Raw genomic sequence first — 20,560 nt, forward strand, 5'->3', positions numbered from 1 at the left:
TTTTAGTACATTTACAAGCTGTTCTTGAATCTAGTTTTAGTCTCAAAAAGATACAAAAAAGCTGAAGGTATCAAAAATAGAAAGATAAAAGATTAGGACTTCGCTTTGGTGACTTAGGGGGGAAAGGGGAAAGGGTAAAGGGGAAAGGGGAAAGGGGAAAGGTTTTAAATCCCTTACCGTTTCCCCAGCCCTCACGCAGCATTTTTGGGTTGGTAGACTACTAGATGCAAAGAGCTTCTCATAAGATGAGATATTCAACGATCGCATTTGAAAACATTTAACAGCGATCGCTAGACTTCTTTGGGAACTCCAAAAAATAAACAATAGCTTCAGGTCGTAAACCATAGGCTGTTGACTGCGAACCCTCAAGAGGAAGGGTCTGGGGAAAATCAATTGTCCGTACACCTACTCAACCACTTCCTACACGCTGTTTTTGGGTGGAGTGTACCAAAAACAGGATTATTTTTTGACTGTACACCCTGTTCTTGCTCAAGAGTCTACAGTAGCAATGGAATATTTTTTTTACTTGCAAGTCCCTTTTTTTTGAGAACGATCGCGTCGGCTTTCTAGGAAATTCTCTGTGTATATCAGGCGGGTGTAGCCTTTGAGTTTGGTTATTGGCAAGAAGTTGTTAACATTGGCGGTTATCCGTTACCAACTTCACAATTATAACTATAAATAAACGTAAATAAATAAACTATAAGTTTTAAAAATATATTTAACCAGCAGAGAAAATCAAGCTAAATTTTGAATGCAGCTCGGTTATTTTGATTAAAACAATCGGGCTGCATTCCTTTGGATATGAAACTATCCAGCCAGACTTTCGACACACAGAGGAACCATATCGCCATTCCTCGTCAGTCCTAGCAACATTGGCTGTTGGGGTTGTATGAGTTGACCTGTGAGTACACAGCGTTCTTCTTGCTGCGCTGTGGCAGCTATGCTAGCTCGAATATCGGCTTTGGAAAATCGCGGCTTCCATTCACCTGATTTTTGCTGGACATAATTCCAAAGAATATCTCGGATCAAAGCTTGATATCCCTGATTTCCTGCGATTTCTTTGAGTTTATCTTTGAGTTCCCGTTCTAGGCGGATGCTGGTAACTTCCATGTCGGTGGTTGGGGTGCGAGCGATTGTATGCATGACTTTTTCTCCTTAAAGGTATGGACAGGATAGTAATACAAGTGTAGTATGTTTAAAGGAATGTTCAATAGGTGAAATTTTCTGTGAAATCCATTTACCCCATCTCTACTTCCTTATGCGCTACCAATTGCCGAGCCGATTGGGAATCAGCTGCTGTGGGAGTGGAGTATTTATTTATGGGCGGTATTAGCCGAAATCATGGGCAAATCACAGAGGGTAAAGATGAGTTTAGATATTTAGGCATTAGTTGGCAGATAGCAAAACCACAACTAGATAAAGAAAGCGGGGGGTACAGGCGAAGGAATACTGTACCGATATAAGACCAGAAAAATTTTCGGTCAATTTCCAACCCCCGCTTCAGGTAAAGAAGAAGCGGGGGTTTTTTATAAGGAGTGAAGCTGTGACGACTGCAAGGCAACTGTTAGAGCAATCCGTGGTGATGTTTTATCAGAATTATTTACCACTATGTGGGAGCAATATCAAGCGGGCGATTGTTTTATGAGTAACAAAAAATACTCTATTACTGAGTTTTACCACGGAAAGTGAATGGCAAATTCACTGACTCAAATTGGGAGCAGATGTGGAAACTTTCAGTAATTAATTGGCGAAAAGTCTTACCACCAGGGGATTGTATTTACCAAGATTGCGGTAGCAGCAAACATTTAACGCCAGATTATCTGATACCGCAATGTACAGACTGAAGAGTTTTGGATAAATGTGCAAGCAAACCTGGAATAACAGGAGAGCATAAGGAATGCTGAAATTAACTTACACTGAAAGCAGCTTTTATTTAGAATTTCTCACTCAGTCGCTAGAGGAATGGGTGGCGCAACGAGTGATTTTGGCTCTGCGAGTCGGGCAAACTCTGGCCGTTGAACCCAGTACAGCTTCCTTTTTGCTTCCTGTTGATTTACGGGGAGTAGAAGCACTGAAGGCTGAGGTAAAAAGAGATGACAGAGAAATTATTGCTTTGTCTGTGTGCGATTCCGAATATGTGGAAGTCACCTTGCGGGGTTCTTGGCTATCAGATGGTTCTGAGGATGCTGTGGGTGTGTTTGTCACCACAATGAGCGATCGCGCCGAGTTCTTTTTACACAAACTGTGGCAGGAAGCTCAAGCTTGTACTTCTGTGATGAGTGAATAAAGGAAATCAAAGGGTGAGTTTAATTTCTCGCCCTTTGTTGTTTTATAGAAGGTAAAGGAACTCCAAAAAATAAACAACAGTACATGGTAATTGACTGTTGACTGTTCATTGTGAACAGTACTAAGTTCTTAAAAATTTATATTTCCTACTCCCAATTTTCTCAAAAGCCAAATAAAAATTAAAAAAAAAGTATTGATACGTGGTTGTGGTGCAATTTCTTGTATGTTGATTGTGTTTAATAATTCACAAACAAAAAAATTATGGATTTCAGACAGATTAGTCAGGTTGCTAGTCAACTTTTAACTCAGTTTGGGCTGAAAATTTTAGGTGCGATCGCTTTGTGGCTGATTGCTCAACGCTTGATTGATTTTGGATTAAAGCTACTGCGACGTGCCTTCCGCAGCCAACAAGTCGAACCGACACTAATTAACTATCTTCTGAATATTATTGGTGTCACGCTGAGAATTGTTCTAATTGTGGCAATTCTTGGTTTTTTTGGCATTGAAACAACTTCTTTTGCTGCATTGCTAGCCGCCGCCGGTGTGGCCATTGGCGCAGCATGGGGGGGATTACTGGCGAACTTTGCAGCAGGGGCATTTTTAATTATTTTTCGACCATTTAAAGTTGGTGATTTCATTACAGCGGCCGGTGTCACGGGTACTGTTACAGAAATTGGACTGTTCACAAGCAATATCAATACACCTGATAACGTGTTGACGATTGTGGCAAATAACAAAATATTTGCTGATAATATTCAGAATTTTTCTGCAAATCCTTACCGTCGAGTTGATTTGCTGGCTCAACTGCATCATGATGTGGAACATAATCAAGCCATAACTCTTTTGAAAGCGAAAATTAGTCAAATTCCTAATGTTCTACAAAATCCAGCACCGGATGTGGAAATTCTCGATTTCAACTTGGCAGGGCCAGTTCTAGCAGTACGTCCTTATTGCCATAATGACCACTACTGGCAAGTTTACTTCGACACAAATAAAACTATACGAGAAACCTTTGGCGAAGCTGGGTATCCAGTTCCTGAATATCGTTATACAATTAGCACTTCAACTGGTAATGGGATTACTACTGTTATTCCACCATTATCGGAAATAACTTGAGAATTCAAAGAGTCAGAATTCAGGAGTCAGGAGTCAGAATTCAGAATTCAGGAGTCAGAAGTCAGGAGTCAGAAGTCAGGAGTCAGAAGTCAGGAGTCAGGAGTCAGAATTCAGGAGTCAGGAGTCAGAATTCAGGAGTCAGGAGTCAGAATTCAGGAGTCAGAAGTCAGGAGTCAGGAGTCAGAATTTAAAGAATTTTTATAGCTGGCTAGTAGACTTGGCTTGTGTAGTTTATTTTCTGGAAATCTGTTGTCAGAATTAAAAAGTAGTTAGGGTAGATGCCTTAGCTACTTTCTTTATGTTGTAAATTTTTTGAAAATCAGTTTCAATTTCCGAAACCAGCCTGACAAATGGTGGAGAAAAAGGTTAGCTTAACTGTTAATTACAAGCCGCACCCCAGCAGCGATGGTAAAAGAATTAGCAATTTACACCCGTGGACTCACTAAGCAATTTGACCGACATGTTGCTGTCAATGATGTTGATTTAGAAATCCAGGCGGGTGAAGTATATGGACTAATTGGGCCGAATGGCGCAGGTAAAACGACTCTCATCCGGATGTTGGCCACTGCTGAGGAACCTACTACGGGTGAGATTTATATTAATGGCGATCGCCTTTTACGCGATCAAAGTAACCCCAAACTCAAGCGTCGTCTTGGCTACTTACCAGATGACTATCCACTGTATGAAGATTTAACAGTCTGGGACTACTTAGATTATTTTGCGCGTTTGTATCGCCTGCGGGAACCACGCCGCACTCAACGACTACATGAAGTTTTAGAATTAATCCAACTTGGTAACAAACGCCACAGCATGATTTCTACTCTCTCGCGGGGGATGAAACAGCGTTTGAGTTTAGCGCGAACCATTATCCACGAACCGATTTTACTATTACTAGATGAGCCTGTTTCAGGACTTGACCCCATTGCGAGAATGCATTTCCGGGAAATCATCAAGGCTTTACGAGAAGCTGGAATGACTATATTAATTTCTTCCCACGTTCTCAGCGATTTAGCGGAATTGTGTACTTCCGTGGGAATCATGGAACTTGGCTTTCTGGTAGAAAGTACTTCCCTACAGCAACTTTATCAACGTCTTTCACACCAGCAAATTGTGTTATCTACTTTGGGAAAAATAGAGGCACTTTTGAGTGAATTGAAGCATTATCCTTTAGTAGAACAGTGGGAGGTAATACCAGGAAAAAACAGCGTGCGGGTGAATTTTTCAGGGACTCAGGAAGATTGTGCCGAATTGTTGCGATCGCTCATTCAAGCAGGCATTCCTTTGAGTGATTTCCACTGCACCCAAGAAGACTTAGAAACTATTTTCTTAAAATTAGGTCACAAACAAGCATCTTAATTCGTCAAAGAATTTTAGATTTTAAATTTTGGATTTTGGATTCACTAAAGGAATAAATCCAAAGGTTTGTACCATAGCTATAACTCGCCATTATTGGAGAATTTTTTCCTTATGATGCTCAAGTTAATGGACAAAATCGGCGATGCGAATCCCCAATTATTGCGGGAATTAAAAGGACGCCTGAAATTTTTTCATGTGGGGCTTGCGGTGGTAATTTCCCTACTACTGCAACTGGTAGTTTATTTATATCAGCTTCGGGAATTTCCTGATGAAAGATATTCATTAACTGGTACATATTGTCTTTTACGTCAAATATACGAGGAACGACAAAGAGGGCTTTATCAGCAAGCAGATCAATATAAAATTAGCGAATTCCATAATTTCCTATCCAATAATTTCTGCCCTGAAAACCAAATTGATTGGCAGCTATGGTGGCGAGACCATTGGGAATATATATTCCTGTCTTTGAGTGTAATTTTTATATTTACACTATTAGTTGCAGGAACTTATTTACTGATTAATGATTTAGTCAAAGAAGAACGTCGCGGTACGTTGAATTTTATTCGCCTGAGTCCCCAATCAGAAACAAGTATCTTGACTGGCAAATTGCTAGGAGTTCCGAGTTTTATTTATCTGATAGTCTTAGTAGCCATTCCTTTACATTTGTGGGCTGGACATTCCGCCAACATAGCCTTGAGTTACATTTTTAGTTACTACGCTATTGTTATTGCTAGCTGTATTTTCTTCTACAGTGGTGCATTACTTTTTGGATTAGTTAGTCGCTGGCTTAGTGGTTTTCAGCCGTGGTTGGGTAGTGGTGCTGTCTTCTTTTTGTTGTTTATGACGATGATAATAGCATCGTCCTATGGCAACAGTTTAAATAATTCCGGTGCTTGGTTGAGACTTTTTAATCCTTGGGATGTAACTAATTATTTGTTCCCGAATTTGTTTCGTATCAGCAATGGTTCTCCGCTACAAAACCTGGAGTTTTTCTATATACCTCTGGGAACAAATGTTGTGAGTGTTGTCGGCTTGCACTTATTCAATTATGGAGTTTGTAGTTACGGAATTTTCAAAGCACTAAAACGCTGTTTCCGTAATCCTCAAGCTTCAGTAATCAACAAGGGACAAAGTTATATAATAGTTGCTTTTTGCCAGTTGATGATGTGGGGATTTACCTTGCAATATTGGAACCAAGTTTTCGATTTAGATCGACAAGTTCGGGAAAATTTCAGTTTGATAGCGTTATATAACGTGGGGTTGCTTTTCAGTTTGATTGCAATTCTTACGCCTCACCGTCAAACTGTACAAGATTGGGCGAGATATAGACATCAAGCAAGCAACAAGAGTATTTGGTGGGATTTAACAACAAGTGAAAAAAGTCCTGCATTAGTGGCGATCGCCATTAATCTTATAATCGTTAGTATCCCTTGGCTAGTTTGGATTTCACTGACATCTGCTTTCGATATAGACCAGAGTCCAAATTGGGCAGGTGACAATATTAATAGGTTGAAATTACTTTTAGCCCTGGCTTTATTTATCAGCATGATGTTGATTTATGCCACCATCGCTCAATTGATACTTTTGCTCAAAACTCCCAAACGTTCTTTCTGGGCTATTGGAACTGTTAGTGCAGTTATGTTCCTCCCCCCAGCGATTTTGGAATTTATCGGTATGTCTTCATGGAAAAATCCCAGTATATGGCTGTTTTCAACTTTTCCTTGGTCAGGGATATCATATTCTGAGGCGACAACAATTTTTATGGCATTTTTAGCCCAGGTGAGTGTTTTGGCATTGTTAAACTTCCAGTTAACAAAACAGGTGAGATTAGCAGGTGAGTCTGCGACAAAAGCATTGTTGGCAGGACGTTAGTTTGATGAAGCAGAATTCAGAATTCAGAATTCAGAAGTAAAACAGGGTTTATAACTGGGGTTTGCTTAATTTACACGCGTTATATCCCCGACTTATTTGATAAGTCGGGGTTCTTCTTTTTGTTATATTATCTATTAATTAGCTACATAGTAAAGTTATAGAATTTTCCAAAAAATTAGCAAAAAACAAATTGCTTATATAAATTTATTCATCTATCTGTAGGATCAATTTAATTAAATATTTTTAATTTTTTAATCAGTATAACTAATACAAAAATCTAAACATCATGCTAGATCCTTCTGCTGAAGACCTTCGCTGTATAGCCATTCAGTTTTTAGAACAAAGCCCTACACAACGTCTGGAAATTCTCAGACAATTGGGGATAGCTCGTTATGAGTTTTTAAGCAAAATGCGCCTAAATGAAGCAAATATAATTTGTTTGATGCGGTTTTTAAAATATCCAAGTCGCCTAAAATTTCCAAATCTTCAAGAAGCAGATTTATCTGGTTTAACTTTAGATGGTATCAACTTCATTAGGGCAAATTTATCAGCAGCAAATTTACAAGGTAGCAGTTTAGTTAATGCTGACCTTTTATTTGCAAATTTCACAAAAGCTGATTTGAGGAATGCAGATTTGCGGGGTGCAACTTTGAATGAAACTATTTGGTTAGATACTTTAGTAGATAAATGTCAGTTTGGTGTAGGTACTGGTTTAACTTATCTACAACGCCAAGATTTACAATTGCGTGGAGCTAAGTTTAATTAACTTAAAAAAAGCAGTAGGGAATATAAGAACATTTGTTCATAGATGTATCTTGAAAAAAAGTTATAAAATTATGAAATTGAGATGAGTTTGGATGATTTAATGAGTATTAAACTGCCCCAAAAATTGATGTTGCTTGGTTCTGGAGAACTAGGGAAAGAATTTACCATCGCGGCTCAGCGTCTTGGTAATTATGTGATTGCTGTTGACCGTTACCCCAATGCTCCGGCGATGCAGGTGGCTGACTGTTTTGAAGTGATTTCTATGCTCAGTGGCGATGATTTAGAAGCTATAGTTGCTAAGCATCAGCCAGATTTTATCATACCAGAAATTGAAGCAATCAGAACAGAAAAACTCATGGAATTTGAGCAGCGGGGAATTACAGTTATTCCGACTGCGGCGGCTACTAATTATACAATGAACCGTGACAGAATTAGGGAACTGGCACACGAGGAATTAGGCATTAGAACAGCTAAATATGGTTATGCAGTCAGTTTAGAAGAATTGATTGCTGTTTCCGATGAAATTGGATTTCCAAATGTTGTCAAACCAGTGATGTCATCATCTGGAAAAGGTCAATCTGTGGTACAGAATAAGAGTGAAGTAGAAAAAGCTTGGAATTATGCGATCGCTAATTCTAGAGGTGATAGTCAAAAGGTAATTGTAGAAGAATTTATTAATTTTGAAATCGAGATAACTTTACTTACAATTAAACAATGGAATGCCCCGACAATTTTCTGTTCTCCTATTGGTCATCGCCAAGAAAGAGGCGATTATCAAGAATCGTGGCAACCGGCAGAAATTTCTCAAGCTCAGATATTAAAAGCCCAAGAAATAGCCATCAAAGTCACTGATGCTTTAGGAGGGGCGGGAATTTTTGGTGTTGAGTTTTTCATTACCAAAGATGAAGTAATTTTTTCCGAACTTTCTCCCAGACCTCATGATACAGGTATGGTGACATTAATTTCCCAAAATCTCAACGAATTTGAATTACATCTCAGAGCTATTTTAAACTTGCCAATTCCTCATATAGAACAATTAGGAGCATCCGCAAGTGCGGTAATTTTAGCTTCTGAAAAATCTGATTCTATTACTTTTGTTGGTGTCGCTGATGCTTTGTCAGAAAAAAACGTAGATATTCGATTATTTGGCAAACCTAGCGCCCATCCATATCGGCGAATGGGAGTAGCTTTAGCAAAAGGTGTGAATGTCAAAGAAGCTAGGGAAAAAGCTACTAAAGCTGCAAATAAAATTCAAATTATTTAATGCAATATTAACAACTAGCATCATCAAGAATATTCACCACTGCCTGAGAATTTTCTCCTAACATATATCGATGGTTATGGAGGAAATTTTCTAATTTTAACAAGATTGTTCTTGTACCCTGAAAGTCACTTTTTTGCGGTTGGATTATAATTACTGCCTGATTTACTCCAGCCGGAAAAATGGCAAAATTAGCAATTGGTTGGTAATCTACTCCATATTTAGCTGTTCCTTCGATGCTGTACTTCACGATTAAATCTTGAATCGGATCGCCATTACGAGTAATTACAAATTCACCAATGTCTCCAAATTGAGACGCGTAGTTTTTTGTGGCTGTAATGTTCACAATGGTGGGGTAACTGATATTTTTGGTTTCATTGCTGGATATTAAGTTAAATTCAGCTAATAGTTGCTTGTTACTAGAAAAATTGTTGAAATGGATAATATTAGTAAATTGTGAATTATGAGCCAGGTAATTGAAGTCTGACAGGTGATTTTTCACTTGCGTATTCTTCATGATTTTCTTCATTGGAGTAGTAATAACTGTAGCGTTCGTGTTGGGGAAAAACTCCGTTGATAACCTGTCCCAAGACATTCTGACCAGATTTTTCTAAAAGCTCTTTTGCAATGGTGGCACTAACACAATCAACTACTCCTGGACGGACAATAAATAATACGCCATCAGCCATTTGTCCTAGAGTAGCAGCATCAGCAGCAACATTTAATGATGGAGCATCAATAATTACGAAATCGTAGTAAACAGAAAAAGTTTGAATTAATGCAGCCATTTTTTTAGAGTCAAGGAGAGAACCAGGATTCGGGGGTATAACTCCACAAGTGAGGACATACAAATTATCCATTACTTGTTTGATAGCTGTATTAATGTCAGCTTGTCCAACAATTAAATTGCTAAGACCTTCATTATTAATTAGTTCCCAAATTTTATGCTGAACAGGACGGCGCATATCCGCATCCACTAATAAGATTTTGCGTTCCATTTGAGCCATTGTAATGGCTAAATTGGCTGCTACTGTGGATTTGCCTTCCTTGGGTACAGAACTAGTGATAACTATAACTTTTAGTTCCTTATCAGCACTCATAAACTTGAGATTTGCCCGCAGCATCCGGTATGCTTCATTAATAGGCGATCGCGGTGCATCTCGAACCATGAGTCTTTTACTATATAGCTCCATTTCTTCATTGCCGCGGAGATAATTTTTCGGCTTGTTAAAATCAGGAATTACCCCTAATAAAGTAAAGTCTAATAATTCCTTTGCTTGCTCAGTTGTCTTAATTGATTTATCGATTTTTTCCAAAACATATACAACTGCCAATGCAGCTAAACTAGACAATAAACCTGTACTTAAATACAAAAACATCGGAGAAGAAATGGACTCTTCTGGAACTTCTGCCTGCGATAGAACACTAGCATTACCTAAACTTTGATTTTCTGCTATGCGGCTTTCTTGCAATTTTTGTAATAAAAGCGAATAGGTAGATTGCGCTGCTTGTACCTTACGTTCTAATTGTCGCTGTTGCTGTTCTAATCTTGGCAGATTGTTTAAGCGTTCTTTGTAACTAATTTCTAAATTAGATAAAGTGGTGATTTGACTTGCTAAACCCAGACGAGTTGATTCTAAATCAACCAGTCTTGCAGAAAGTTGTTGCTCTAACTGTCCTAGTTGCAAATTATTATCTGGCTGTGGTGAATTGCTACCAACAACGTTTTTGACTCGTTGTTGTAGTAACTGATTTAAAGACTGTAATTTATATACCAAATTAATAATTTCTGGATGATTATCTTGTAAAACACTCCGCCTAGCCGCCAGCTGTGATTCTAACTGCTGGATTTCCCTCAGAATATCTTGTACCCCTGAAGTTTGACTCAAAGAAGTCATAATTATGGCTTGCTGAGAGTTCATTCGTAACTGTTTTTTGATTTGTTGACTTTGTGCTTCAACATCAGCAAATCTAGATTGAGCTTCACTAATTTGCTGTTGTAATCCAGTGATGAGTTCTAGTGATTTATTTGCTTCTTCTTGTAGGGATACAATTTTATTTTTTTCTTTAAAAACTGCTAGTTCTGCTTCTGCCTGTCGAACCACTAATTCTGCATTTGGCAGTTGTTTTTCGATAAACTTGCGAGCAGTTGCAGCTTGAGTTTTATGACCAGCTATATTGTATTCTAAATACACTTCTATAAGAGTATTAACGACTTGTGCAGCTGTTTCTGGGTTTGTATCTTTGTAGGCAATACTGAGAATATCCGCTCCCTTTGTTTCCTTCACTGTCAACTGTTGCAGAAATTCCTTAGTTGTTAAAATTACATTTTCCTTGTCTCTAAGATTGAGTTGATTGATAGTAGCTTTAACAATTGGAATAGAACGAATCACTTCTGTTTCTGTATTCAAAGGATTGCTTTTATCACTTACCAATGGCTCTAATTTACCTATTTCTGTTCCAACTCCTGTTAAAGAAGAAGTAGTGTTAGTTCTTTGGAATTTTAGTTTTCCTTCTGCTAAGTAGTAAGGTTTTTTAAAAAACGTAGCTATTTGTAAAATTATAAATACACAAATAAAAACACTGAAGGCAGCAGGCCAACGACGCTTGATGGCTTGCCAATAGCGATCGAAATTTCCAGGAGATTCTTGTGTTTTCATAAAATACGATTTGGGATTTGAGATTTTGAATTGTAGATGAAATGTCAGAATTCAAAAGCCAATATTGATAAATCACAAATTAAATTATCCTAGAACGCTTTTAAATTCTGTATTCTCACTGTTGAGTACTTAATTTTGACAATGAATTTATAAAAATTCCTATTTATTTTTAATTATTGCTATAACTGATTACCAGTGAAGAATTGGGAATTTTGGAATGATTTTTTAGGCTTTCATCGTGGAATATGTGAATTTGGCTAATCACTGTTTTTAAATCTTCATTTGTGAGATTAGACCCAGAAGGTAAGCAAAGACCGCGTGCAAATAAATCTTCTGCAACTGCACCACCAAAACATGGACATTCAGCAAAAATAGGTTGGATATGTAAAGGTTTCCAAACCGGACGAGATTCAATTTGCTGTTCAAGAAGTGCTATACGGAGTTGTTCTCGGTTACCACCAAAAGCTTGAGGATCTATTGTGATACAGGTCAGCCAACGAGTAGCATATCCATAATTAGCTTCTGGCATAAATTCTATTCCTGGTAAATTTTTCAATTCCTGGAAATAAATTTCAAAATTACGCCTTCTAGCTGCTACTCGTTGATTTAAAACACGCAATTGACCGCGACCAATACCAGCTAAAACATTACTGAGACGATAGTTATAACCTATTTGTGAATGTTGGTAATGAGGAGCGCGATCGCGTGCTTGGGTGGCAAGAAAACGTGCTTTTTCTACTAATTCTAAATCCTCAGAAACTAACATCCCCCCGCCAGAAGTAGTAATAATTTTATTACCATTAAATGAGTAAATTCCAATGCGTCCAAAAGTTCCTAAAGAACGTTTTTTATAGGTAGCTCCTAAAGCTTCAGCAGCATCTTCAATTAAGGGAACATCATACTGATTACAAGCCTGCAAAATTGGGTCGATATCTGCACTTTGACCATATAAATGTACAAGGACAACGGCTTTAGGTAATTTACCTGTTTTGGCACGGCTATCTAATGCTTCTGCTAACAATTCGGGATTCATGTTCCACGAAGTGCGATCGCTATCAATAAAGACTGGTTTTGCGCCTAAATAAATGATTGGATTAGCACTAGCAATAAACGTTAAGGTAGAACAAAAAACTTCATCTCCAGCCTCAACACCAACTAATTTTAAAGCTAAATGTAAAGCTGCTGTACCGGAACTTAAAGCCACAGCATAACTAGCGTTAGTGACTTGACAAAATTCTGCCTCGAAAGCATCAACATGAGGGCCAACAGGAGCAATCCAGTTTGTTTCAAAAGCTTCTTTAACAAATTCGAGTTCCTCATCGCCCATGTGGGGTGTTGAAAGCAGAATTGGTTTATTCATGCACATTACCTGAATCGGTTTGCTATTGATTAACTGACTGATTTCCTAGTTTGCAGTCAATTCAAAGAACGATAAGCAGGGAAAAAATTTGAATCAACTAAATTTTTGACTGCGGTTTTTAAAGTTTTTGCTCGTAATTCCACTAAAGAATTATATTTTTCTTGGTCTGTAATTAAGCGTAGTGTTAAAAATAAATGTCTTTGTTTAGAAAACCCTGCTTTGAAATTGTAGAGACTATCTTTAGTTGAACCAACACCACCGCCTAAATGCAAAAATTTATTGCCCCGTTCTTTAGCCCAAAATCGAACGTAATCAAACATTAATTTACTAGGAGCTTGTTTTAAAAACTCGTTTTTTGTTCCTCCTAGATGATATTGCACTATTTCACAACATTCGGTAAATATTCCTGCACAAGCAATTGTATCGTTAAATTCGATGAGGCATAAATGAATATTTTTATCTAATTTAGCTAGATTTTGAAAATAATTTTCATCAAAATAAAAATAATTTTTGGCTTCTACACGATTCATTGTTTCATGATATATAGCCATAAATTTATCTATATATTCTTCTAACTTAACCATTTTGGCACTAAAACCATAACGTTTACATCGATTGATATGATTGCGATGTTCTGGTCTAGTTTGATGCCAAATTTCTGCTGTGGATAAGCTTAAATCTACCGACACAGTTTCTCCACTGATTTGACAGAAACCAAAAGGGAAAACCTCATTTAATCCTTGATTGAGTATTGGATGTAGCCTTAAAAATGCCGAACAAATTTGGCGATCGCCTAATACTAAAATTAACTGATTTACGGCTAATTGCAAAAACTCCGGCGTATCAGCTGCGGCTTGATTGTATAAAATTCCAGGATAACCATAAGGAGATACAATATCCCAAATCAATGGAATATCAGTCTTTATCTCAAATAAATTATCGACACAACGTAATAAATAAGGTAAAAATAATATCTTTTCATTTTCAAATATCAATATAGCTTCCGGAATAGCATTAATTCTTTTAGCTTCTAAATCTACATATTCCGGTAGATGATAAATATCATACTTTAATTGATTTAAAATTTGCCGCCATAATGGATCTGACAAATTAATTATTTTATAATCCATTGATTTCTCCTATATTCAATATTTAATTCAATGGATATCTTTTAAATGAGCAGTATTCTTTTAATCTCAATCGTGCCCAGTTAAACGATAGTATTGATGTGGATACTTCCAACGGATAAATTGCTCAATGAGCGGATTTATCTCCACTTTGGCAGGTATATGAGTGATGGGAAAGCCCATTTTTTCTTTGAATTCCACAACTCCCGGTTTTTCTCGCCAGTGTTGACCGATGGCAAACTCATAAATTCCACCAGAACGACGGCAAACTTGCACAAATTCAAAAAGCAATATTCTGTTGAGATTGTATTCTGATGCCTCAGTGCTGATGTAGAGATCTTCTCCGTATGCAGTGCCGTTGATGGCGTAACCAGTGATATAACCGCAAAGTTTCGTATCATTAAGTCCCGCAAGAATCAGCCGACGTTTGGGCACAACATAATCTACAAGTTTGACTATATATTTTTCTCTAGAAAGGGATGATTTCCATCGCGTTCTTGTAGTTGCTGAGAGAAAAACATCATATCCCTGTTCTTCTAGTAACCGCGTATCAGTTAACTCCACAATGTCAAATAAATGCCGATTTTTGCGGATGTTTTGTCTGCTGTTTTTGTTGATGCTATATAAATCGTAGTCTTGGATATTAGACAATAAATGAATAGGAATTGATGCGTTAGCACTGACCGCATCATCCTCACACAACGATGCTAAAAATCCCCAGCAAAATTGTATCGGACGAGTTACCTGTTGAATTTGCAAGCGGGTTAATAAATGGATTGGCTGATAGAAACCAAAACGCCGTTGTTCCCAATAACACCCACCATGAAAGACAACATTTGCACCTTCCTTGCAGCGCCACCTGGCAAATTCTTCTTCAGTCATTGAGGTTAGCTGTGCTTCGGATAAATCTCGGATTTGTTGAAAATTCATACTCCTTTAATTTTCGTATTTTGAGTATTAGTGAAAAACGTCTTCTCGTGGGAACGCACCTGAAAACCACCCACCAAGCGATAATACTTATGTGGATATCGCCACTGAATAAATTGCTTAACAATGGGGTTAATTTGTACCTTTGCAGGAATATGCTTGACTTGAAAACCCATTCCTTCCTTGAAGACACAAAGGTTTTCATCTTCTCGTGAATGTAAACCGTTAACCAACTCGCGAATTAACCCAGACCGACGACAGACTTGTGCAAATTCAAATAACAATCCCGTACCAATGTAAGTAGATAATGCTTCAGTTGCAATTATTACTTCATCAATATAAGCAATGCTGTTAACCGCATATCCTGTGATATAACCAAGAAGTTCCTCACCCTTAATACCCGCAAGAATTAATCGTTTTTCAGGGGTGGGATAATCAGCAAGTTCTTTTAAATAGTCTTTTTTAGAAGGTATCTGACGATAAGCCGTTCGCTTCAATGCTGACATCAAAACTTCGTATCCTTGCTGTTGCAAAAGCGTCGATTTATCTAGATGCACAATGTTGATTCGCTTGTAACACTTTCGCAGATGATTTCGCCGATTTGATGTCAGACTGTGGAAATCATAGTTTTCTAGATTGGGTAACCAATGAATTGGCATGGAAGCGTTAGCTGTACTTGCGTCAACATCAGATAATGTTGTTTGGAATCCCCAAGATAAGGGCGTCGGGGAATTTGCTTCTTGGATACTCAAACGCGCTAACCAATGCAACGGCTGATAAAAACCTCGTACTGTTTCCTTCCAATAGCGATGGCGATGGCGAATCACATGTGTTCCGCGTTGGCGATACCAATCAGCGCATTCTTCTTCAGTCATTGAAGTTAACACCGCTGCGTCAACATCTGGTATTTGTTGCAGATTCATACTTTTTCACTTCCTGTAATTCTATAGCCGACGAAAACCCTAGTTATTGTTCTTTAAGTTGGCCTGTGAATTCCTCTGAAGTAACATGTCCTTCCTGACTAATACTTTTTCGCTGGATTACTTGCCATACAGTCATTAATAAAATTTTTAAATCAAGCCACAAACTCCAGTGTTCGATATACCAAACATCCAATTCAAATTTTTTATCCCAAAACCGATCTAATGTGCGCCGACCGTTAACTTGTGCCCAGCCAGTGATACCGGGTTTTACTTCATGACGACGTGCTTGTTGGGGTGTGTAAAGGTCAAGATACTTTACTAACAATGGACGAGGCCCAACAAAACTCATATCTCCCTTCAACACATTCCAAAGTTGAGGTAATTCATCAAGACTCGTTTGACGTAAAAATTTCCCCAAAGCTGTGAGGCGGTTTTCATCAGCAAGAAGATTCCCTTGGGCATCACATTCATTCGTCATCGTCCGGAATTTATAAAAGTTAAAAATCCGAGCATTTTTTCCAGGACGAGGTTGAATAAAAACAACTGGACTACCCATCCGCAAATAAATAGCAATAGCTACACCCAACAATAAAGGAGCAAGAAAAATTAAAGCGATCGCCCCTACAACTCTATCCAATATAGATTTAATTACTCTGCTATATCTCTTAAGCTTAGTATCCTTAAAATTATGATCATTCATCAATACCCCCTCCCATCTCAAAACCTTCTCATGCTTTATCTGTGCGTACCTTTGCACTTCAAAACATTATTACTATGTTACTTAACACCAATCCCTACTAATCAATAAATACCTAATTCTTGATAGTGCTTATTCAGTCGTTGAAAAACTAATTCTTCATCATAATCAGCTTCAACACGTTGGCGACCAGCTTGGCCATAACTTTGTCGCAGTTGAGAGTTAGACAATAAAATTCCCAAAGCTTCAGCTAACTTTTCAGTATTTTTAGGTGCGACAATTAAACCTGTTCGTCCATGAATTACCGCTTCTCGACAACCGCGAATATCTGTAGCCACCACTGGTAAATTCATTGACATTGCCTCAAGGATAGAACGCGGTAATCCTTCATGGGTGAATGTGGGCAAAGTGAAGATATCTAATAATCCTAAAAGTTCTGGAATATCTCGCCTTTCTCCTGTTAAAATAACATGTTTTTCCAGTCCCAAATCATGAATTTTTTGAATTAATTGTTTTTGAAAAGGTTCTGGGTCGCTACTAAGTTGAGAGCCAATGACTAAAACTTGCAAATTGGGAAAATAAGGCAGTAATTTCGCTGCGGCTTCAATTAAATATCCACTACCTTTTTTCTGAGTGAGTCGTCCAATTGTGCCAATAATTAAGTCAGTATAATCGGGGATACCTAAAGATTTTCGTAATTCAATTTGATGAGCATAATTGAGGCGATCGCGTTGGAAGCGATGAATATCTACACCGTTACCCAAATAACGCAATTTTGTTGGCGGACAAAGATTTAATTTCTTCGCTGTGGCAATATCTTCATAATTTTGAGTGAGAATCAAATCAGTGATTAAAGCAGTCAATTTCTCAACAGTAAAATAAAAACGATATTCACGAGATGAGGAGCGATCGTGAAACGGAAAGCCGTGAGCAGTATAGACAATTCTTTTGACACCAGCTAATTTAGCAGCAATCCGACCCAAAACAGCAGCAATGGGAGTGTGTACGTGAACGAGGTCATACTGCTTTTGTCTGATTAATTGTGTTAATTGATAAATACTTCTCAAATTCCTCAGAGGAGAAATCCGACGGTCAATTTCAATTGGGTGAATGATATAACCCTGTTGTTGGAGTTTTTCAACTTCTACACTTGGAGAACAAGCTATTTCAACTGATAAATTTTGAGACAAAAAATAATCAATTTGAGGTCGTAAAAGTGTCTCAACAGTACCTCCAATTGCACAAACATGCAGTATTTTCATTGTTCCCTACTCCCTACCCTCACCCCAAAATTTTGGGTTGTTCTATGGCTAGATTTTTGATAATAAGCACAATACCAAGCTACAAAACGTTGAATTCCTATTTCAATAGGTGTGCTGGGTTTAAAGCCTACATCTTTAACTAAATCATCAACATCTGCATAAGTAATGGGCACATCACCCGGTTGCAGAGGTAGTAAATTTTTTTGTGCTTTGACTCCCAAACAATCTTCCAATACTTCTATAAAGCGCATTAATTCAACTGGTTGATTGTTACCTATGTTGTAAATTTTATAAGGAGCTTTACTGCTTCCTGGGTCTGGAGATGCTCCCGACCAAGCGAGATTTGGCTGAGGAATTTTATCCATCACTCGCACAACACCTTCTACAATGTCGTCAATATAAGTAAAATCTCGGCGCATTTTTCCGTAATTAAACACATCTATTGGTTGTTTTGCCAAAATTGCTTTGGTAAACAAAAATAGCGCCATATCTGGACGACCCCACGGCCCATAAACAGTAAAGAAGCGGAGTCCAGTTGTTGGTAAATTATACAAATGGCTATAACTGTGAGCCATTAATTCATTAGCTTTTTTAGTAGCAGCGTATAAACTAACTGGATGGTCTACATTGTCGTGAACAGAAAAAGGCATTTTAGTATTAGCACCATAAACAGAACTAGAGGAAGCAAATACTAAATGTTGAACATCTGAATGACGACAACCTTCCAGGATGTTAATAAACCCCACTAAGTTACTGTTTACATACGCATGGGGGTTCTTGATGGAGTATCGAACGCCAGCCTGTGCTGCTAAATTAACCACCACATCAAAGTGTTGTTCGGCAAAGAGTTGGGCTATACCTACCGAGTCTGCTAAGTCGAGTTGATAAAAACTAAAACCTGGTTTTTCCTGTAATTGAGCTAGACGGTCTTTTTTCAAGAAGACATCGTAGTAATCATTGAGGTTATCAAGACCAACAACTTCGTCACCTCTGGTCAATAGACGTTGGCTGAGATGAAATCCAATAAAACCAGCAGCACCAGTCACTAAAATCTTGACCATGATGTTTCTCCTATAGACTCCAGTAATGAATGTGGGATGGTATTGAAGTTTGACTGAAAATAGATTTGATATCCATCAATACTCCACCTGGACGCAAACACTTGAGAAGTTGTTCGCAAGGTATATCTAAATAAGCTTGATGACCGACTGCAAGTATTAATCCATCTAAATCACATAGGTTATGCCAATCAACTAAATCAATTCCATATTCTTGCTGTGCTTCATCAGGATCTACCAGAGGATCGTGTAAGAGTGGTTCAATACCAAATTGCTGCAACTCTTTGACCATATCTGGTATGCGGCTATTGCGAATATCAGGTACGTTTTCTTTAAAGGTGAGACCGAGAATTCCTATCCGTGCTTGTTTAATCGATAGGTTAGCTTCAACTAAGAGTTTGACAAAACGCTGACCGAGATAAGTACCCATACTGTCGTTAATTCGACGACCAGCGAGGATGACTTCGGGATGATATCCCAATTCTTCTGCTTTGGTAGTGAGATAGTAAGGGTCAACCCCAATGCAGTGACCACCAACAAGTCCTGGAGTAAATGGTAAAAAGTTCCATTTGGTGCGAGCAGCAGCTAAAACATCATGGGTGCGGATACCAAGGCGATCGCATATTAAGGCTAGTTCGTTCATCAAAGCAATATTTAAGTCTCGCTGAGTATTTTCAATGACTTTAGCTGCCTCAGCTACTTTAATCGAGGAGGTACGATAAACACCAGCATCAATAATTGCTGTGTATACACTTGCAACTCGTTCGAGAGTTTCTGCATCTTCCCCAGCTACGACTTTGACAATCTTTTCTAGTGTATGAGCTTTGTCACCCGGATTTATCCGTTCTGGAGAATAGCCCAATTTGAAATCAATACCAGGTTGCAAGTTTGAGACTTTGGCCAAAGTTGCTTTGCAAATATCCTCCGTGACTCCTGGATAAACCGTAGATTCATACACCACGATCGCTCCTGGTTGTAAGACTTTACCCACCAGTTCAGAAGCTTTAATGAGTAAACTCAAATCGGGATTATGGTTGCGGTCAACTGGTGTTGGTACAGCAACGATAAAAAAGTTGGCATCTACTAAATCGTAGAGTTCTGAAGTAACGATCAGACTAGAATTTCTTAACTCTTCGCTGGAAACTTGATTGGTGCGATCGATACCTTGCTTTAAACTTTTAATCTTCTCTAAATTGATATCAAATCCGATTGTATAAGGAAATTTTTTCGCAAATGCCAAGGCAACAGGTAGACCAACGTAGCCAAGACCAATAACTGCAATGCGGTTGCTCATATTTCAAAAAAATTAGATTTACAATATGTCATGAGTCATTTTTTATGACTTTTCTGAAATTTTTGATAACAATTCAGCAATGATTCACAACAATTAAAAAATCAGATAGAAATATATAGCAATCGCACTAGAATGCTATATTTATCAATCATAATTGCTGAATTTTTATAATTTTTGGTTAATGGTAAACAATCGAAGATGACCAAATTGAGTAATTGTAAATTAAACCACATTTGAAAAAGCATATATTTTATATTGACTGTTGACCGTTAACGGTTAGCTTTCAATAAAGTCACAGGCAATTATGCTATTTAGACGTGTTGTAACTGACAACTAATATGTGTGTTAGCTATTGTTGCTTTTTGATTTCTATTTCATTTTTGTAGCACTGTTTTGTTGTCTGAGTTATGCCAAATTGGCGGAGCTTATACAAATAAAAAGACATAACCACACTTACGGAAGCGTCTACAAGTAGTTATTCTGATATGGAACTTCTATTTGATTTTTGAAAAAATTCTGTATAAATAGAAAAGATTGATTTCCTACTTCTTACTCACCATTACCTACCGAGCAGGGGGGAGGGGGCAGGGGAGATG

19 protein-coding genes are annotated in these 20,560 nt (G+C 37.9%); 8 read left to right on the plus strand and 11 right to left on the minus strand.

Annotated elements, in window-relative coordinates; genetic code table 11:
• Positions 1-807: 807 nt before the first annotated feature.
• Complete coding sequence (locus GNE10_RS16185) at positions 808-1,143, minus strand: ribbon-helix-helix domain-containing protein (RefSeq protein WP_185566062.1); 336 nt, start codon at positions 1,141-1,143, stop codon at positions 808-810.
• Positions 1,144-1,214: 71 nt separating this feature from the next.
• Between GNE10_RS16185 and GNE10_RS16190 the strand changes: the two genes are divergently transcribed.
• The 8 genes from GNE10_RS16190 to purT all read left to right on the plus strand — a co-directional run bounded on the left by GNE10_RS16190 (position 1,215) and on the right by purT (position 8,659).
• The gene (locus GNE10_RS16190) at positions 1,215-1,463 is read left to right on the plus strand and encodes a hypothetical protein (RefSeq protein ID WP_099071933.1); all 249 of its coding nucleotides are present in this window, start codon (positions 1,215-1,217) and stop codon (positions 1,461-1,463) included.
• 222 nt (positions 1,464-1,685) lie between these two features.
• Positions 1,686-1,844 (plus strand): hypothetical protein, encoded by a 159-nt coding sequence (locus tag GNE10_RS35455; RefSeq protein WP_221642866.1) that lies wholly within the window; start codon positions 1,686-1,688, stop codon positions 1,842-1,844.
• Between the two features lie 53 nt (positions 1,845-1,897).
• Positions 1,898-2,287: an alr0857 family protein gene (locus GNE10_RS16195; RefSeq protein ID WP_185566063.1), complete on the plus strand. Its 390-nt coding sequence runs from the start codon at positions 1,898-1,900 to the stop codon at positions 2,285-2,287.
• A 260-nt stretch (positions 2,288-2,547) separates the two neighbouring features.
• Positions 2,548-3,402, plus strand: coding sequence for a mechanosensitive ion channel family protein (locus GNE10_RS16200; protein ID WP_099071931.1), 855 nt, complete (start codon positions 2,548-2,550; stop codon positions 3,400-3,402).
• A gap of 405 nt (positions 3,403-3,807) precedes the next feature.
• The gene (locus tag GNE10_RS16205; RefSeq protein ID WP_185566064.1) at positions 3,808-4,758 is read left to right on the plus strand and encodes an ABC transporter ATP-binding protein; all 951 of its coding nucleotides are present in this window, start codon (positions 3,808-3,810) and stop codon (positions 4,756-4,758) included.
• A 111-nt stretch (positions 4,759-4,869) separates the two neighbouring features.
• Positions 4,870-6,630 (plus strand): ABC transporter permease subunit, encoded by a 1,761-nt coding sequence (locus GNE10_RS16210; RefSeq protein WP_185566065.1) that lies wholly within the window; start codon positions 4,870-4,872, stop codon positions 6,628-6,630.
• Between the two features lie 286 nt (positions 6,631-6,916).
• Positions 6,917-7,396 (plus strand): pentapeptide repeat-containing protein, encoded by a 480-nt coding sequence (locus GNE10_RS16215; protein ID WP_185566066.1) that lies wholly within the window; start codon positions 6,917-6,919, stop codon positions 7,394-7,396.
• Positions 7,397-7,495: 99 nt separating this feature from the next.
• Positions 7,496-8,659, plus strand: a complete 1,164-nt coding sequence (gene purT, locus GNE10_RS16220; RefSeq protein ID WP_185566067.1) for a formate-dependent phosphoribosylglycinamide formyltransferase — start codon at positions 7,496-7,498, stop codon at positions 8,657-8,659.
• A 7-nt stretch (positions 8,660-8,666) separates the two neighbouring features.
• Here the strand turns inward: purT and GNE10_RS16225 are convergent, their stop codons facing one another.
• The 10 genes from GNE10_RS16225 to GNE10_RS16270 all read right to left on the minus strand — a co-directional run bounded on the left by GNE10_RS16225 (position 8,667) and on the right by GNE10_RS16270 (position 19,964).
• On the minus strand, positions 8,667-9,173 hold the full coding sequence (locus GNE10_RS16225) for a hypothetical protein (RefSeq protein WP_185566068.1): 507 nt from the start codon (positions 9,171-9,173) through the stop codon (positions 8,667-8,669).
• Complete coding sequence (locus GNE10_RS16230; RefSeq protein WP_185566069.1) at positions 9,118-11,316, minus strand: polysaccharide biosynthesis tyrosine autokinase; 2,199 nt, start codon at positions 11,314-11,316, stop codon at positions 9,118-9,120. The genes GNE10_RS16225 and GNE10_RS16230 overlap by 56 nt, the downstream gene beginning before the upstream one ends.
• A 169-nt stretch (positions 11,317-11,485) precedes the next feature.
• On the minus strand, positions 11,486-12,676 hold the full coding sequence (locus GNE10_RS16235) for a DegT/DnrJ/EryC1/StrS aminotransferase family protein (protein WP_185566070.1): 1,191 nt from the start codon (positions 12,674-12,676) through the stop codon (positions 11,486-11,488).
• A gap of 56 nt (positions 12,677-12,732) precedes the next feature.
• On the minus strand, positions 12,733-13,806 hold the full coding sequence (locus tag GNE10_RS16240) for a GNAT family N-acetyltransferase (RefSeq protein ID WP_185566071.1): 1,074 nt from the start codon (positions 13,804-13,806) through the stop codon (positions 12,733-12,735).
• A gap of 66 nt (positions 13,807-13,872) precedes the next feature.
• Positions 13,873-14,733, minus strand: coding sequence for a hypothetical protein (locus GNE10_RS16245; RefSeq protein ID WP_260446906.1), 861 nt, complete (start codon positions 14,731-14,733; stop codon positions 13,873-13,875).
• Positions 14,730-15,653 carry a hypothetical protein gene (locus GNE10_RS16250; protein WP_185566072.1) on the minus strand — a complete coding sequence of 308 codons (924 nt, stop codon included), beginning with the start codon at positions 15,651-15,653 and terminating at the stop codon, positions 14,730-14,732. Before GNE10_RS16250 ends, GNE10_RS16245 begins: the two co-directional genes overlap by 4 nt.
• A gap of 43 nt (positions 15,654-15,696) precedes the next feature.
• Positions 15,697-16,353, minus strand: a complete 657-nt coding sequence (locus tag GNE10_RS16255) for a sugar transferase (protein ID WP_185566073.1) — start codon at positions 16,351-16,353, stop codon at positions 15,697-15,699.
• A gap of 101 nt (positions 16,354-16,454) precedes the next feature.
• Positions 16,455-17,612, minus strand: a complete 1,158-nt coding sequence (locus tag GNE10_RS16260; protein WP_185566074.1) for a glycosyltransferase family 4 protein — start codon at positions 17,610-17,612, stop codon at positions 16,455-16,457.
• On the minus strand, positions 17,609-18,673 hold the full coding sequence (locus GNE10_RS16265; protein WP_221642867.1) for an NAD-dependent epimerase: 1,065 nt from the start codon (positions 18,671-18,673) through the stop codon (positions 17,609-17,611). The genes GNE10_RS16260 and GNE10_RS16265 overlap by 4 nt, the downstream gene beginning before the upstream one ends.
• A gap of 10 nt (positions 18,674-18,683) precedes the next feature.
• A complete protein-coding gene (locus GNE10_RS16270; RefSeq protein ID WP_185566075.1) occupies positions 18,684-19,964 on the minus strand; it encodes a nucleotide sugar dehydrogenase in 1,281 nt (426 codons plus the stop codon).
• Positions 19,965-20,560: the final 596 nt, after the last annotated feature.

The sequence above is a fragment of the Nostoc sp. 2RC genome (genome assembly GCF_014222165.1).
In the GTDB taxonomy this organism is placed as follows: Bacteria; Cyanobacteriota; Cyanobacteriia; order Cyanobacteriales; family Nostocaceae; genus Nostoc; species Nostoc linckia.

Bases quoted from the DNA above. Each gene is read 5' to 3' on its own strand.
- GNE10_RS16265 (WP_221642867.1), bottom strand. From the start codon at position 18,673: ATGGTCAAGATTTTAGTGACTGGTGCTGCTGGTTTTATTGGATTTCAT.
- GNE10_RS16255 (WP_185566073.1), bottom strand. From the start codon at position 16,353: ATGAATGATCATAATTTTAAGGATACTAAGCTTAAGAGATATAGCAGA.
- GNE10_RS16230 (WP_185566069.1), bottom strand. From the start codon at position 11,316: ATGAAAACACAAGAATCTCCTGGAAATTTCGATCGCTATTGGCAAGCC.
- GNE10_RS16250 (WP_185566072.1), bottom strand. From the start codon at position 15,653: ATGAATCTGCAACAAATACCAGATGTTGACGCAGCGGTGTTAACTTCA.
- purT (WP_185566067.1), top strand. From the start codon at position 7,496: ATGAGTATTAAACTGCCCCAAAAATTGATGTTGCTTGGTTCTGGAGAA.
- GNE10_RS16195 (WP_185566063.1), top strand. From the start codon at position 1,898: ATGCTGAAATTAACTTACACTGAAAGCAGCTTTTATTTAGAATTTCTC.
- GNE10_RS16270 (WP_185566075.1), bottom strand. From the start codon at position 19,964: ATGAGCAACCGCATTGCAGTTATTGGTCTTGGCTACGTTGGTCTACCT.
- GNE10_RS16215 (WP_185566066.1), top strand. From the start codon at position 6,917: ATGCTAGATCCTTCTGCTGAAGACCTTCGCTGTATAGCCATTCAGTTT.
- GNE10_RS16210 (WP_185566065.1), top strand. From the start codon at position 4,870: ATGATGCTCAAGTTAATGGACAAAATCGGCGATGCGAATCCCCAATTA.
- GNE10_RS16235 (WP_185566070.1), bottom strand. From the start codon at position 12,676: ATGAATAAACCAATTCTGCTTTCAACACCCCACATGGGCGATGAGGAA.
- GNE10_RS16260 (WP_185566074.1), bottom strand. From the start codon at position 17,612: ATGAAAATACTGCATGTTTGTGCAATTGGAGGTACTGTTGAGACACTT.
- GNE10_RS16225 (WP_185566068.1), bottom strand. From the start codon at position 9,173: ATGAAGAATACGCAAGTGAAAAATCACCTGTCAGACTTCAATTACCTG.
- GNE10_RS16185 (WP_185566062.1), bottom strand. From the start codon at position 1,143: ATGCATACAATCGCTCGCACCCCAACCACCGACATGGAAGTTACCAGC.
- GNE10_RS16200 (WP_099071931.1), top strand. From the start codon at position 2,548: ATGGATTTCAGACAGATTAGTCAGGTTGCTAGTCAACTTTTAACTCAG.
- GNE10_RS16245 (WP_260446906.1), bottom strand. From the start codon at position 14,733: ATGAATTTTCAACAAATCCGAGATTTATCCGAAGCACAGCTAACCTCA.
- GNE10_RS16240 (WP_185566071.1), bottom strand. From the start codon at position 13,806: ATGGATTATAAAATAATTAATTTGTCAGATCCATTATGGCGGCAAATT.
- GNE10_RS16205 (WP_185566064.1), top strand. From the start codon at position 3,808: ATGGTAAAAGAATTAGCAATTTACACCCGTGGACTCACTAAGCAATTT.